Annotated in this window: 13 protein-coding genes; 8 read left to right on the forward strand and 5 right to left on the reverse strand. The window is 68.6% G+C overall.

Going from position 1 to position 14,411, the window contains the following annotated elements; genetic code table 11:
• Window positions 1–18: 18 nt before the first annotated feature.
• Both glf and IEX25_RS13450 read right to left on the reverse strand, forming a co-directional pair.
• Window positions 19–2,343, reverse strand: coding sequence for a UDP-galactopyranose mutase (glf, locus tag IEX25_RS13445; protein ID WP_229665198.1), 2,325 nt, complete (start codon window positions 2,341–2,343; stop codon window positions 19–21).
• Complete coding sequence (locus tag IEX25_RS13450; protein ID WP_229665200.1) at window positions 2,340–3,503, reverse strand: glycosyltransferase; 1,164 nt, start codon at window positions 3,501–3,503, stop codon at window positions 2,340–2,342. Before IEX25_RS13450 ends, glf begins: the two co-directional genes overlap by 4 nt.
• A 155-nt stretch (window positions 3,504–3,658) precedes the next feature.
• On the opposite strand from IEX25_RS13450, the gene IEX25_RS13455 reads away from it, so the two are divergent.
• The 3 genes from IEX25_RS13455 to IEX25_RS13465 all read left to right on the forward strand — a co-directional run bounded on the left by IEX25_RS13455 (window position 3,659) and on the right by IEX25_RS13465 (window position 6,091).
• Window positions 3,659–4,648: a quinone oxidoreductase family protein gene (locus IEX25_RS13455; protein ID WP_188715573.1), complete on the forward strand. Its 990-nt coding sequence runs from the start codon at window positions 3,659–3,661 to the stop codon at window positions 4,646–4,648.
• Window positions 4,649–4,681: 33 nt separating this feature from the next.
• On the forward strand, window positions 4,682–5,353 hold the full coding sequence (locus IEX25_RS13460; protein ID WP_188715680.1) for an SDR family NAD(P)-dependent oxidoreductase: 672 nt from the start codon (window positions 4,682–4,684) through the stop codon (window positions 5,351–5,353).
• Between the two features lie 171 nt (window positions 5,354–5,524).
• A complete protein-coding gene (locus tag IEX25_RS13465; RefSeq protein ID WP_188715682.1) occupies window positions 5,525–6,091 on the forward strand; it encodes a DNA-3-methyladenine glycosylase in 567 nt (188 codons plus the stop codon).
• Window positions 6,092–6,178: 87 nt separating this feature from the next.
• Here IEX25_RS13465 and IEX25_RS13470 read toward each other — a convergent pair whose 3' ends face one another.
• Complete coding sequence (locus IEX25_RS13470; RefSeq protein WP_188715574.1) at window positions 6,179–7,312, reverse strand: BON domain-containing protein; 1,134 nt, start codon at window positions 7,310–7,312, stop codon at window positions 6,179–6,181.
• Window positions 7,313–7,551: 239 nt separating this feature from the next.
• Here IEX25_RS13470 and IEX25_RS13475 point away from each other — a divergent pair, with 239 nt between their 5' ends.
• The 3 genes from IEX25_RS13475 to IEX25_RS13485 are packed head-to-tail and all read left to right on the forward strand — an operon-like array spanning window position 7,552 to window position 10,618.
• Window positions 7,552–8,826, forward strand: coding sequence for a hypothetical protein (locus IEX25_RS13475; RefSeq protein WP_229665203.1), 1,275 nt, complete (start codon window positions 7,552–7,554; stop codon window positions 8,824–8,826).
• Between the two features lie 2 nt (window positions 8,827–8,828).
• Window positions 8,829–9,545 (forward strand): COG3904 family protein, encoded by a 717-nt coding sequence (locus IEX25_RS13480; RefSeq protein ID WP_188715575.1) that lies wholly within the window; start codon window positions 8,829–8,831, stop codon window positions 9,543–9,545.
• A gap of 38 nt (window positions 9,546–9,583) precedes the next feature.
• Window positions 9,584–10,618: a tyrosine-type recombinase/integrase gene (locus IEX25_RS13485; protein ID WP_188715576.1), complete on the forward strand. Its 1,035-nt coding sequence runs from the start codon at window positions 9,584–9,586 to the stop codon at window positions 10,616–10,618.
• Here the strand turns inward: IEX25_RS13485 and IEX25_RS13490 are convergent.
• Window positions 10,615–11,040 carry a MarR family winged helix-turn-helix transcriptional regulator gene (locus IEX25_RS13490; RefSeq protein ID WP_188715577.1) on the reverse strand — a complete coding sequence of 142 codons (426 nt, stop codon included), beginning with the start codon at window positions 11,038–11,040 and terminating at the stop codon, window positions 10,615–10,617. The genes IEX25_RS13485 and IEX25_RS13490 overlap by 4 nt on opposite strands.
• A gap of 118 nt (window positions 11,041–11,158) precedes the next feature.
• Here IEX25_RS13490 and hmgA point away from each other — a divergent pair, with 118 nt between their 5' ends.
• Both hmgA and fahA read left to right on the forward strand, forming a co-directional pair.
• Window positions 11,159–12,520, forward strand: a complete 1,362-nt coding sequence (gene hmgA / locus IEX25_RS13495; protein WP_188715579.1) for a homogentisate 1,2-dioxygenase — start codon at window positions 11,159–11,161, stop codon at window positions 12,518–12,520.
• Window positions 12,521–12,593: 73 nt separating this feature from the next.
• Window positions 12,594–13,799, forward strand: coding sequence for a fumarylacetoacetase (gene fahA, locus IEX25_RS13500; protein WP_188715580.1), 1,206 nt, complete (start codon window positions 12,594–12,596; stop codon window positions 13,797–13,799).
• Window positions 13,800–13,823: 24 nt separating this feature from the next.
• Here the strand turns inward: fahA and IEX25_RS13505 are convergent, their stop codons facing one another.
• A complete protein-coding gene (locus tag IEX25_RS13505; protein WP_188715581.1) occupies window positions 13,824–14,372 on the reverse strand; it encodes a cytochrome b in 549 nt (182 codons plus the stop codon).
• Window positions 14,373–14,411 lie beyond the last annotated feature (39 nt).

Genomic DNA, 14,411 nt, shown 5'->3' on the forward strand with positions numbered 1-14,411 from the left:
CAAACATCGCATCCGGTGTCAGGCCATCACGTCCGGGACCGCCTGCCGTGCGCCCAGGCGGCGATGGATGGCAAGCGCCTGCCCCACCACCTGGTCCATGTTGTAATAGCGATAGCTGCCCAGCCGTCCCGCAAAGATCACGCCGGGTTCGGCGGCGGCCAAGGCGTCATAGCGGCGGAACAGTTCCTGGTTTTCCGGCCTGGGGATCGGGTAATAGGGATCGCCCTCGGCCGAGGGATATTCATAGCTGATCGAGGTCCTGGCGTGGCTTTGCCCGGTCAGGTGCTTGTATTCGGTGATGCGGGTATGGGGCACATCCTCGGCGGGGAAATTCACCACCCCGACCGGCTGGAACTGCGGCTGGTCCAGCGTCTCGTGCCGGAAGCGCAGGCTGCGATAGGGAAGCGTGCCGAAGCGATGCCCGAAATAGGCGTCGATGGGGCCGGTATAGACCACCAGCCCGCCCTTGTCGGCGGGTTCGAGGTCGTGGAAATCGGTGCCAAGCGCCCGTTCGATCCCCGGATGGTCCAGCATCCGTTCGAACATCCGCGTGTATCCCTCGCGCGGCATGGCCTGGTGCTTGTCGGTGAAGTAACGGTCGTCGGTATTCGTCCGCGTCGGCACCCGCGCCGTCACCGACTTGTCCAGTTGCGACGGATCCAGCCCCCATTGCTTGCGGGTATAGCCCTGGAAGAACGTCTCATAAAGCTCGGTCCCGATGGCGTTCACCACCACGTCGCGCGACGTGCGGATGTCGCGGACGGGTTCGGCCTGGCTGGCCAGGAAGGTCTCGGCCTCGGCATCGGAACGCAGGTTCAGGCCGTAAAGCGCGTTCAGGGTGGTGCGGTTGATGGGCATCGGCACCGACCTGTCGCCCACCTGTGCCAGCACCCGGTGTTCATAGGGACGCCATTCGGTGAACCGGCCCAGCCAGTTGAACACGTCGTCGCTGTTGGTGTGGAAGATATGCGGCCCATAGCGGTGGATCAGGATCCCCGCATCGTCCAGGCAGTCATAGGCATTGCCCGCGACATGGTCGCGCTTGTCCACCAGCAGCACGCGCTTGCCCGACACCTCGGCGAACTGGCGCGCCAGGACGGACCCGGCAAAGCCCGCGCCGCAGATCGTCACGTCGTGCTTTTTCGCGCCGCGCAGGATGGCGGGCCTGGGCAACTTCACGACAGGCGCCGGAGCCGGCTTGCCAAGCGCACGGTCCAGATGTCCGCGCATCTGCCGGAAAGTGTTGTCCCAGCTCAGATCCGCCAGCATCCTGTCCGCCGCGTCCCGCCATTCCGCAGGGGCATCCTTGCAGGCGACCGCGTCCTCGCAGGCGCGCACGAAGGCCGCCGCATCCGCCGCGATCCGCACCGCCGCCAGTTCGCCGTAATGGCGCACCACGTCGCGCACGGGGGTGGACACCACCTGCACGCCACCGGCCAGGTATTCCGGGGTCTTGGTGGGCGATATGAAGCGCGTGGCCTCGTTCATGGCGAAGGGCATCAGGGCCACGTCCCAACCCGACAGATATGCCGGCAACTGGTCATAGCCGCGCTGCCCCAGCCAGTGGATGTTGGGGGCGCGGGGCAGATCCTCGGGTCCGATCTTGGCCAGGGGGCCGATCATCACGATCGACCAGTCGGGATGGGCACCCGCAAGTGCGGCGATCAGGCCCAGGTCCAGCCGTTCGTCGATGACGCCGTAATAGCCCAGCCGGGGACCGGGCAACGGGGCCTGGTCCTCCGGTTCCGCCAGCCCCGTCCGCGCGCGGGCGAAATGGGCGGTATCGACGGATGACGGAAAGGGATGGATGTCGCCGTGCCGGTCGGCCTTTGCCTCGAAGATCGAATGGCCGCCGGTAAAGACCAGGTCGGCGGCCTTCATCAGCGCGGCTTCGTTGGCGGCCAGTTCCGGCGGGGCGAAGCGGAAGGCCGACAGTTCGTCCATGCAGTCATAGACGACCGCCGCCGCATCGACATGGGCGGCGATGGGCCACATCATCGGCGTATAGAACCACAGGACCGGGCGATGGATGCCCGCCAGGCCCATCATCTGGTCCAGCAGGTCCGACAGCGCGCGAGCCTGATCCTCGGGGGACCAGCGGGCGGGGACGCGGGGGCGGATCGACTGGACCGTCGTGCCCTCGAAGGCGTGGAATTCCAGATAGGGCAGGTGGTGGTCGGTGGGGATCGCCTCCTCCCAGAAGAACAGGCGGTATTCGCCGGCAAAGCGCGACATCAGGTGCTGCGGCCGTTGCAGCACGAAATCCCAGCGAAGATGGGAAAAGCAGATCAGCGCGGGCCGGACCGCAAGCGCAAAGGGTGACAGGGGGTTGGCATTGTTCATCGCACCATCCTTGCGTTGCGGATTTCGGTCAGCTTCTCGGTCAGGACCGCCATGGACGGCTGCCACCCCCAGCGGGACAGTGCCACCGGGCGCGGGTCGTATCGGTCGTGGTTGCGCAGCAGCGCATCGAGCGCCTCGGCGAAGTCGGCGCCTTCATGGGCGGCCAGGCCGGTTTCCGGCGTGACGAACTGCAGGCCGCAGGTCAGCCGGGCATTGGCCAGGACTGGCAGGCCCGCAAGCTGGTATTCGGTCAGGATCGCCGGCGCGCCATCGTCCACGCCGCAGACCACGCCGACGCGCGCGCGGTTGATCTGGTGGTTGACCTCGTCATGGGAAATGCCGGGGGGACCGACGATTTCCAGATCCAGCCCCTCGCGCGCGGCACGGTCGCGGAACTCGTCGGCCTGATGGCCATAGCCCACGACCAACAGACCCCGCGTGCCGGGGCGCCGCACCATGGCGTCGAACAGGATGTCGTGGCGCTTGTAGGGCTGCGCGCAGGCCACATAGACGACGTCGCGGTCCTTGTCCGCGCCGGTCGGAAAGAACGTCTGGCCGGACGCGAAGGCGGGACCGATGGGCAGCACCAGCGTGCGGGCGCCGGGCACGCGGGCCTCGATCTCGCGCGACTGCCATTCGGCCCCGGTCAGGAACAGGTCGAACCGCGACGCCAGATCATCGGGGATCCGCAAGGCGGGGGCGTCGATCGAATTGTAGATCTTCAGCGAATCCGCACAGGCATCCAGCAGCGCCGCATCGACGCCCAATCCCCAGACGCACAGGATGTCGGGCGCGCCGACGGTGCGGATGAAATCGACCGCCTCGGCCGATCCATGGGGGGCGGGTCCGTCGGCGCGGAAGACGCGGCGTGTCAGCGCCCCATTGCCGGGATCGGGCGTGCCGTCGGGCAAGCCGCGGTCGCGGTCGGATTCGCCGTCGCGTCCCGCAAAGGTCCAGATTTCCGCGTGATCCACGGCGCCGCTGGCCACCGCGGCAAGGGGCAGGCGTTCCAGATAGCCGCCGGTCACCTTCACGGCGGCCGGGCGGGGGCGCCGCGACGGAGGCATGGCCGATGTCCAGAAACCGGGGTCGGAGGGGGCGGGGATGCTGGGCGGAACCTGCGAACAGTAATCGGAGATCGCAACGATCCATCCGGGCATATGATCCCCCCACCAGATAACGTGGCTTAACGGTCAGGTCGGGGGATGGTTGCATTGATCTTTGTCAATGCCGCCGGTCCGCCGACCATCCACAAGACGGGCATCGACGGACCCGTCGTTTCGCGCCACAGTCGCACCGGACAAGAGGGGATATCATGACGACACAAACCCGCGCCATTCGCCTGTCCCGCTTCGGGGGACCGGATGTCCTGTCGCTGCAGGATGTCGAACTGCCTTCGCCGGGACCGGGCGAGATTCAGGTCCGACATCTGGCCATCGGGCTGAACTTCATCGACATCTATCACCGCAAGGGCATCTATGGCGCACCCTTGTCGCTGCCCAGTGGGCTGGGGGTCGAGGGGGTGGGCCATGTGACCGCCCTGGGCGAGGGCGTCACCGGCTTCGCGCCCGGCGACCGGATTGCCTATGTCGGCGGGCCACCGGGCGCCTATGCCCTCGCGCGCAACCTGCCTGCCGCACGCGCCTTGGGCGTGCCGGACGAAATCGACGACACCACGGTGGCGGCGATGATCTTCAAGGGGCTGACCGCCGAATACCTGATCCACCGCTGCGTGGCGGTCGCGCCGGGCGACCGGGTGCTGTTCCACGCGGCAGCGGGGGGCGTCGGCTCCATCGCCTGCCGGTGGCTGGCATCCATCGGCGCCGAGGTGATCGGCACCGTCGGATCCGAAGCCAAGGCGGACGCCGCCCGCCGCAACGGCTGCGCCCATGTGATCGTGTCGGGCGCCGAGGATATCGCCGCCCGCGTGCGGCAGATCACCGGGGGCGGCGGGGTGCGGGTCGCCTATGATTCCGTGGGGGCGGACACCTTTGCGGCGTCGCTGGACAGCCTTGCCCCGCGCGGCACGCTTGTCAGCTTCGGCGAAAGTTCAGGTCCCGTGCCGCCGCTGGCGGTGTCGTTGCTGGGGGCCAAGGGGTCGCTGTTCCTGACGCGCCCGTCGATCGCGCATTACACGGCGGACCCGGATGAATACCGGGCGGCGGCCCGGCGGCTGTTCGCGGCCATGGCCGACGGCACCCTGGCCCCCCCGCAGGTCACGACCTATCCGCTAGACCAGGCCGCGCAGGCGCAGGACGACATGGAAAACCGCCGCACGCAAGGCTCGGTCGTGCTGCTGCCCTGAGCAAAGGCAGGGGAACCACAGGTGGAGGATACGATGGACAACCTGGCGGTGGTGATCGGCGCATCGGGGGGCATCGGTGGGGCGCTGATGGATCGGTTGCAGGCGGCGGGCCGGACGGTGGTTGGTCTGTCGCGCCGGGACATGGACCTGACGGACGAAGACAGCATCGCGCGGGCCGCAGGGCGCGTGGACCGGCTTGGCCCGCCGGGGCTGATCCTGGTGGCGACCGGGGTGCTGCACGGACCGGGGATGCAGCCGGAAAAGACCATCCGCGCCCTGGACGCCGACGCGATGGCGCGGGCCTTTGCCGTCAACGCCATCGGCCCGGCGCTGATCCTGAAGCATTTCCTGCCCTTGCTGCCGCGCGACCGGCGGGCGGTCCTTGCCGTCCTGTCGGCCAAGGTGGGCAGCATCGCCGACAACCGGCTGGGAGGCTGGTATTCCTATCGCGCGTCCAAGGCGGCGCTGAACCAGATCGCGCGCACGGCGGCGGTGGAACTGCGGCGCACGCATCCCAAGGCCATCTGCGTGGCCTTCCATCCCGGCACGGTGGCCACGCCCCTGTCGGACGGTTTCGCAAAGACCGGCCTGCAGGTGCAGCAACCGCAGGAGGCGGCCTCGGCCCTGCTGGCGACGATCGACCGGCTGGACCCGGCGCAAAGCGGGGCCTTCCTGGACCGTTTCGGCAGCCCGATCCCGTGGTGACGGGGCGCAGCCCTGGACGCCTGGAGAAGGCCGGGATGGACGGCGACACGGGGCCCGGGTATGGACGACGGCGAAATCCAAGACAGCCAGGGGCGGCTTCGTGTCCTTTGACAAAGTGACCTCCGCAGATCGCCGGGCGCTGCCCGGCAGGCCGGTGCCCGCGTGACTCCGGTGCCGTTTTCCCGGCAGATCGCGGGCCTCGATGCGCCCGGGCTGGCGCGCCGCCTGATCGGGGCGCGTCTTCTGGTGCGCGGCGTGGGCGGCATCGTCATCGAGACCGAGGCTTACGCCCAGGACGACCCGGCATCCCACAGCTTTCGCGGACCGACCCCCCGGAACGCCGCGATGTTCGGGCCTGCGGGGCACGCCTATGTCTATCGCAGCTATGGCATTCACCTGTGCCTGAATGTCGTGGGGCGACCGGGCGAGGCCGCGCTGATCCGTGCGATCGCGCCCGACCAGGGGCTCGAGATCATGCGGACCCGGCGCGGCAGCGACCAGCTTTGCAACGGCCCAGGCCGCCTGACCCAGGCGCTTGGCATCCGCCCCGAGGATGACGGCGCGCCCCTGGACGGGCCTGACCTGACGATCACGCTTGCGTCTTCGCCGCCCGATCTGCTGGTGGGGACGCGCATCGGCATCAGCAAGGCCCAGGACTTGCCCTGGCGCTTCGGCCTTGCGGGCGCGCGTGGCCTCAGCCGCCCGTTTCCAGGGTCGGAAAACTCGTTGCACGAATGACCCCGGTCCCATTTGCCCGGACCGAAATCCTGCCTTCCATGACATGAAGCGACCGCCGCCCCTTCATCGGGGGCGGCGGCCTGTCGGTCAGGACCGGGACGTGTCGGTGCCGCCGCCGGTCGTTCCGGTGGTGCCGCTGGTGCCGGTGCTGCCCATCCCGCTGCTGGCGCTGCCGCCCAGGCCGGTGCTGCCGCCGGTGCTGCCCATGCCGCTGCCGGAACTGCCACTCATGCCGGTCGAACCGCTGCCGGACATCGCGCCGGAATAGCCGCCCGACATCTGCCGATCCCTGACGCGCAGGTTGTTCTGGACATGCTTCACGCCCGAACAGCTTTCGGCCAGATCCTCGGCATGGCGCTTGGCCGAACGGCTGTCCACCGTGCCGTCCAGCGTCACCTCGCCCCCGCTGACCGAAACCTCGATGTCGGATGCGTCGATATGGCGGTCGTCCGACAAACGGTCGCTGACATCCTCGCGGATGCGGTCGTCCGAACGGCTGTAGTTCCGGGGACCCCGGCCGCTGTGGCCCGCATCCCTCTCGCGACGGCGTTGCGCATCCTCGTCGCCGAACCAGGACGCCACCTCGTCGCCCGCGCGTTCGAAGAAGCCACGGTCGTCGGATCCGCGGTAGTTGCCGTGGTCATAGCCGCGCCGGCCATAGTCGCGGTCCCCGTAATCGCGGTCGCCGAAATCCCGCGCGCCATAGGCGCCGAACGTGCCCATGCCGCGGCCCGCCATTCCCGACCGGATTGCTTCCGAGAAATCGCCCCGGCCATAGCCGCTGTCGCGTCCCCCGCCATAACCGCGATCCTGGTCATAGGGATCGTAGCCCCCGCCCGACCTGCCATAGCCGCCCGCACGGCCACCATAGCCGCCGCCGGAACGGCCGCCATAATCACCCGAACGGCCATAGTCGTTGCCATAGCCACCGCCCGAACGGCTGCCGTAATCACCAAAGCGGGATCCGTAATCGCCGGACCGGCCATGATCGTCGCCATAGCCGCCGCGACCGGACCGGCCGCCATATCCCCCGCCATAACCGCCATAGTCGCGGTCGTCTTCCATGCGGCGGCGACGGTCGGCATCGTCGTCGCCGAACCACGACCGCACCTCGTCCCCGGCCCTGTCGGACCAGTCGCGCGATCTGTCGCGGCGCCCGTAATCGTCGCGGCGGCCATAGCCCCCGCCCGAACGATAGCGATCTTCCCAATCACGTGTCATCTGCTTTCCTCCTTCAGCAGTGAATGCGGACAGGGCATCCGCATTCCCCACCAACCCTCGCGGCTTGCCTTGCGTTCCCCCTCTGGATCCCCGCGCGGGCGCCCCGCCGCGCCCGGTTTGCGCCCCCGGTCCCTGCCTGGGAATGCGGCGCCGTCTCGCCAAAGCGTGACCAGCCGGGTGGTGACTTGAACCCCCCGCGCCTTTATTCCGAATTGTCACCCATCCCTTGCGGAGAGCCAATGGCCGATCCCCTTCCGACGGCAGACCGTTCCGGCGACCGTTACGCGCGCGAACTGGAACGCCACCTCGACTGGCTGGACACCTTCACCTCGACCGCGCTTGGCGTGCTGGCGGCGGCCTCGGGCATCTATACCTATCTGGGCGTGCGCACGCTTCTGGACGATCCGGGCATCTGGACGACCTTCGCGGCGCTGTCCTATTCCATCGCCGTGTCGGTGGGGATCTTCGTCTTCTGGTCCTATATGCTGCGGCTCCTGCCCGCCGTCCGCACCGCCGCGTCCCGTGTCGGCCTGATGCTGACCATGGCGCTTGGCTGCGTGGCGATCATCGCCATGTCGTCCTGGCTGAACGCCGCCGCCCTGGCCGGGGGCGCCGCGGTCGAAACGCACATGGCGGCCACGGTGCAGGATTACCAAGCCGCGCTGGAACGCGCCCATGCCAATGCGGTGGCGGGCCAATCCCTGTCGCGCGACGTGGCCCGCGTGCGCCAAAGCTTCGCCGACCTGTCCGAACAAGAGGCGGGCGGCACCCTGTCGGGCTTTTCCGGGCGCGGGGCGGTGTTCCGGGTGCTGACCCAGAAGGGGTCGGAACTGCAGGCCCTGGAAGACCAGATGACCGCCGTGGCCCAGCCGATCGAGGACGCCTTCGCCGAAGGCAACACCATCCTGGCCCGGATGCGCAGCCTGTCCGTCGAACCCGGCGGGATCGAGGATCGCACCGTGCGCTTTTCCGAAGACGCCGTGCAACTGTCGGGCCTGATCACCCGGATGCGCCAGTTGAACCCCGCGCCGCTGGTCGCGCGCGCCGCGCAGGATCTGGCCGATGCCGTGGTCCTGCCGGAACTGGACGGCGGGACGGCGGATGTGCGGGCGGGACAGAACAGCACCATCGCCTCGGTCCTGTCGCTTGTGGAACAGCGCGCCGCGACCCTGACGGCGGCGGCGAACGAGGTCCTGGCCCTGCCTCAGCCGTCCGAGGCGATCTATGCCCCGATGTCGGCCGCCGATGCGGTGATCGCCTATGCCGGCAATTTCGTCCCGGCCTGGGCCGGCGCGATCGCCATCGACCTTCTGCCCGCGGTGCTGGTCTTCATCGTCATGGTCGTGCAATCGGCGATCCGCAGCGGCCGGGGCGAGACGCTGACCGACGACCGCATGACCGTGGGCGAATTGCGGGCGGCCCTGGCGGCGGCGGACCTGCTGCGGCAGCCCGCATCCGACCCGGACCCCGGCCCTGCCGATCCGCCCCGCGCGCTGATCCGGCCGGGGGAATAGCGGTGGGGCTGTTCTCGACCCCGCAAGGGGCGATCCGGGTGGTGCTGCTGTCCCAGGTGGTGATGGCGGGGGCCATCGTGGCGCTGGATCTGCGCGGCACCCCCGGCCCCGCCGCGCCGGGGCTGTTCGCGCCGCCCGCGCAGGGACCGGCGGTGCGCCCCCATCGCCCCGACCTGCGCCCCGCCGGACCCGGCGCCCCCGCCATGCGCGCGATGCCCGAACAGCTGGAATTCACGGCGGCCGACGGCGCCATCGGCATCGTGGGCCAGATCGCGCCGGGCGATGCCGACCGCTTCGTCAAATGGCTGGACCAGACCCGCCCGGCCGAGACCCTGGTCAGCCTAGACAGTTCCGGCGGTTCGGTCGCGGATGCGGTGGCCATGGGCCGCACCATCCGGTCGGCGGGATACCGGACCCAGGTGGCCGATGGCGCGGTCTGCCTGTCGGCCTGCCCCTACATGCTGGCAGGGGGAACCGAACGCCGGGTGACGGAGGGCGGCGTCGTGGGGGTCCATCAGCACGATTTCGGCGAGAACACCATCCTGCCCGCCTTCATGGCGATCCGCGACCTGCAACGCGGCCAGGCGGGCGTGCTGGATTTCCTGACCGACATGGGGGTCGATCTGCGGCTGATGTCATACGCCCTGCGCACGCCGCCCGAAGACATCAACATCCTGACCTCCGAGGTTCTGGCCGAGCTGCGGCTGGTGACCGACTGAGGATTGCGGATCCGCGCCGGGTGGCACACATTCACCCGATGGATCTGCCGATTGCCCCCCTGACCCTGACGCCCGACGAAGCCGAGGCCCTGACCGCCCTTTACCGGCGCGGCACGCCCGCCAACACCCTGCGGGCCTGGGAACGCGACCTGGCCTATATCGCGGCCTGGAAAAAGGCGGTCTTCGGGGCGGGCCTCGACTGGCCGGAAAGCGAATCCGTGGCCCTGCGGTTCCTGCTGGATCACGCCCAGGATCTGACCGATGCGCCCGGTCCCGCGCAGGACGCGGCCCTGGCGCTGATCGCGGCGGGGCTGCGGCGCAGCCTGGCCTGTCCCGCCCCGGCGACGCTGGATCGGCGCATCGCAAGCTGGCGGGCCTTTCACCGGATGAAGAACCTGCCCTCGCCCTTCGACGCGCCCCTGGTATCGCAGACCCGCGCCCGGGCGCGTCGGGCGGCGGCGCGGCCGCGGGCGCGCAAGTCCGAAAACCCGATCACCCGCCCCGTGCTGGAGGCGATGCTGGCCACCTGCGACCGCAGCCACCGGGGCTTGCGCGACCGCGCGGTGCTGATGCTGGGCTGGGCATCCGGCGGGCGGCGCAGGTCGGAAATCGCGGGCCTGAACCGCGACGACATCGACACCCGCGACTTCGACGCATCCGGCCTGTTGCGGATCCGGCTGCTGGCCACCAAGACCACCGGCCCCGACCTGGCCCCGCGCCTGCCGTTGAAGGGTCGCCCGGCGCGGGCCGTCATGGCCTGGATCATCGCCGCCCGGATCGAGGACGGCCCGCTGTTCCGCCCCGTCAGCCTGTCGGACCGCGTGTTGAACCGCCGCCTTGGACCCGAGGGGATCCGGGCCGTGATCCGGCACCGGCTGGAACTGGCGGGCTATCCGCCCGACTTCGCCAGTGCCCACGGCCTGCGGTCGGGTTTCCTGACCCAGGCCGCCCTGGACGGCGCGCCGCTGCCCGCAGCGATGGCGCTGTCGCTGCATCGCAGCCCGGCGCAGGCGCAGCGCTACTATGCCGATGTGGAGATTGCCGACAATCCCGCGACCGACCTGCTGGGCTAGTCGGTCGGCCCGGCCAGGTGCAGCAAGGCGCGCCGGAAGGCGGGGGCGTCGTCGCCCAGTTCGGTCAGCAGTTCGGCCTGAAACTCGTCCGCGATGCGGCCCAGCCGCTCCATCAGGGCCCGGCCGCTGTCGGTCAGGTCCAGCACCACAAGCCTTTGATCCCCCGCATGGCCCGACTTGCGCAGGTAACCCGCCCCTTCCAGCCGGGCCGAGGCGCGGCTGACGATGGACTTGTCGAGGTTCACGCGGGCGGTAATGTCGCGCACGCTGACCGCGCCCGAACGCGACAGATGCGCCAGCACCCGCCATTCGGGAATGCTGAGGCCCGCCTCGGCTGCGTATCGCGCGGCGAAGCGGCGGCTGACCTGGGTGGCCGCGACCGACAGGCGGTAAGGCAGAAAGGCGTCCAGATCGAAGCTCATGCGGGTGAAATCAGCAGAAATCCGTTGCTGCCGCAACAGTCTTCCCGAAAAACTTGACATCGTTGCATTTGCAACGATATTTTCGCCGCATCGGCAATGATCTTCCGGGGGGAAAGACATGACGCGATATGCAATGCCCGACGGCATGGTCCGCGCCGCCGCCACGACCGGCACGCATGAAGGCTACATGCCCGGCTTCGGCAACGACTTCGAGAGCGAGGCCCTGCCCGGCGCCCTGCCCCAAGGCCAGAACAGCCCGCAGAAATGCAATTACGGCCTTTATGCCGAACAGTTGTCGGGCACGGCCTTCACGGCGCCGCGCGGGCAGAACGAACGGACCTGGTGCTATCGCATCCGTCCTTCTGTCCATCACACCGGCCGCTTCGCGCCCATCGAGATCCCCTATTGGAAGACCGCGCCGCACATCAACGACGGCATCGTCAGCCTGGGCCAGTACCGCTGGGATCCGATCCCGGTGCCGGACCAAGACCTGACCTGGATCACGGGGATGCGCACCATCACCACGGCGGGCGATGTCAACATCCAGGTCGGCATGGCGTCGCATGTCTATCTGGTCACGCAGTCCATGCAGGACGAATACTTCTTCTCGGCCGACAGCGAGCTTCTGGTGGTGCCTCAGGAAGGCCGGCTGCGGTTCTGCACCGAGCTGGGCATCATCGACCTGGAGCCCAGGGAGATCGCCATCCTGCCCCGCGGCCTGGTGTATCGCGTCGAGGTTCTGGAAGGCCCCGCGCGCGGCTTTGTCTGCGAGAATTACGGCCAGAAGTTCGACCTGCCCCATCGCGGGCCCATCGGCGCCAACTGCCTGGCCAATCCCCGCGACTTCAAGTGCCCGGTCGCGGCCTTCGAGGATCGCGAAACCCGGTCGCGCGTGGTCATCAAGTGGTGCGGCCAGTTCCACGAGACCTTTATCGGCCACAGCCCGCTGGACGTGGTGGCCTGGCACGGCAATTACTGCCCTTACAAATACGACCTGCGGACCTATTCGCCGGTGGGCGCGATCCTGTTCGACCATCCCGATCCCTCGATCTTCACGGTGCTGACCGCGCCCTCGGGGCAGGAAGGCACCGCCAATATCGACTTCGTGCTGTTCCGCGAACGCTGGATGGTGGCCGAGCATTCCTTTCGCCCGCCCTGGTATCACAAGAACATCATGTCCGAACTGATGGGCAACATCTATGGCATCTATGACGCCAAGCCCCAGGGCTTCGTGCCCGGCGGCATCAGCCTGCACAACTGCATGCTGCCCCACGGCCCAGACCGCGACGCCTTCGAGGGGGCGTCGAACGCCGAACTGCGCCCCGAGAAGCTGGACAACACCATGTCCTTCATGTTCGAGACGCGCTTTCCCCAGCACCTGACCGAATTCGCCGCCCGCGAGGCGCCGATGCAGCCCGAATACATGGAAGTCTGGCAGCGCCTGGAAAAGAAGTTCGACGGCACGCCTGGCGTGAAGTGATGCACCCAAGGCGGGGGGTTTCACACCCCCCGGCCCCCCGTGGGATATTTTGGCACAGAAGATAAGAGGCACTATGCCATTGATCCGATCCTGGCTGGACAGCGCCAATCGGGCGGACTGCCCCTTTCCGCTGAACAACCTTCCTTTTGGCGTCTTTTCGGTTGCGGGCGATGCGCCGCGCTGCGGGGCCGCCATCGGCGACAGGATCGTCGATCTGGCGGCCTGCGAGGCGCGGGGACTGCTGGATGCGGGCGGCACCTTCGCGCAACCGCAACTCAATGGCTTCATGGCGCTTGGCCGGGCGAAATGGGCCGAGATCCGGGCGCGGCTGACGGCGCTGCTGGCCGAAGATGGGGACCGCGACCTGCCGCTGGTGGCGATGGCGGATGCCAGGCTGCACCTGCCGATCCGGGTGGCGGAATATACCGACTTCTATGCGTCCCGGAACCACGCTTTCAACGTGGGCCTGCTGTTCCGGGGACCCGAGAACGCCCTGCCGCCGCAATGGACGCATATGCCCATCGGATACAACGGCCGGGCATCCTCGGTCGTGGTCTCGGGCACGCCAATCCGGCGGCCCATGGGACAGCTGAAGGGGAAGGACGGTCCCGAATGGTCGCCCTGCAAGCGGCTGGATCTGGAACTGGAACTGGGCGCCATCGTGGGGGCGGACAGCACCATGGGCGACCGCGTCAGCGTGGAGGAGGCCGAGGACATGATCTTCGGCTATGTGCTGCTGAACGACTGGTCGGCGCGTGATGTGCAGGCTTGGGAATACCAGCCGCTGGGTCCGTTCCAGTCCAAGGCGCTTGGCACCACCATCAGCCCCTGGATCGTCACCCAGGCCGCGCTTGAGCCGTTCCGCAGTCCCGGCGCCGAACGGGTGAACCCGCTTCTGCCCTATCTGCAGGAAAGCCGCCCCGGCCTTTACGACCTGGCCGTCGGCTGGTCCCTGAACGGGCAGGTCATGGCGCGCACGAATTACAACGTGATGTATTATTCCTCGGCCCAGCAACTGGCGCATCACAGCAGTTCGGGCTGCCCGATGCGGGTGGGCGACCTGCTGGGATCGGGCACGATCAGCGGCCCCGCCCCCGACCAGACCGGCGCCCTGCTGGAGATGACCGAAGGCGGCAAGACGCCGGTGACGGTGAACGGCGAGGCCCGCACCTTCCTGTGCGACGGAGACGAGGTGATGCTGTTCGCCCAAGCGCAGGGCGACGGATACAGGATCGGCTTCGGCCCCTGCACGGGACGCATCCTGCCCGCGCTGCCCTGACCGGGCGGCGATGACGGGCGGTCCTCAGCCGCCCCGAACAGGCCACATGCGCCCCCAGACACCGTCGCGGCGGATCAGGGCGTGCTGCGCCGCCGCCGCCACATGGATCGCCAGAACCGCGATCAGGGTGACGGCGCCGACGGCATGGATCCCTTGGGCGATGTCCGCGACCCGCTCGGATTTCGCCAGCCACGGCCCCACCCCCAGGCGGTCCAGAAGTTCGATCGGGAACCCCCCTGCCCGGACGCGGATGAAGCCGCTGATCGGCATCACGACCAGCAGGATATAAAGCAGCGCGTGGGACAGGCGCGCCGCGCCGCGCTGCCAGCCTGGGATCGAGGCGGGCAGCGGCGGCGGCTTGTGGGTCAGGCGATAGGCGATGCGGGCCAGGATCACCGGGACCAGCAGGACGCCCATGTTCTTGTGAAACAGATACAGCGCGTCCTGCACGGGCCGGGCCAGACCCTCGCGCGTCATGATCAGGCCCGCGGGGATCATCAGCAGCACGACCACGGCGACGGTCCAGTGAAACCATCGGGCGGGCGGGCGATACCTGGGCAGGCGGTCGGCCATGGCGGCTCCTCTCGCGGGGCAGCCTAGCAGAAAATGCGG

The organism is Paracoccus acridae, from assembly GCF_014642735.1.
GTDB classification, from domain to species: Bacteria; Pseudomonadota; Alphaproteobacteria; order Rhodobacterales; family Rhodobacteraceae; genus Paracoccus; species Paracoccus acridae.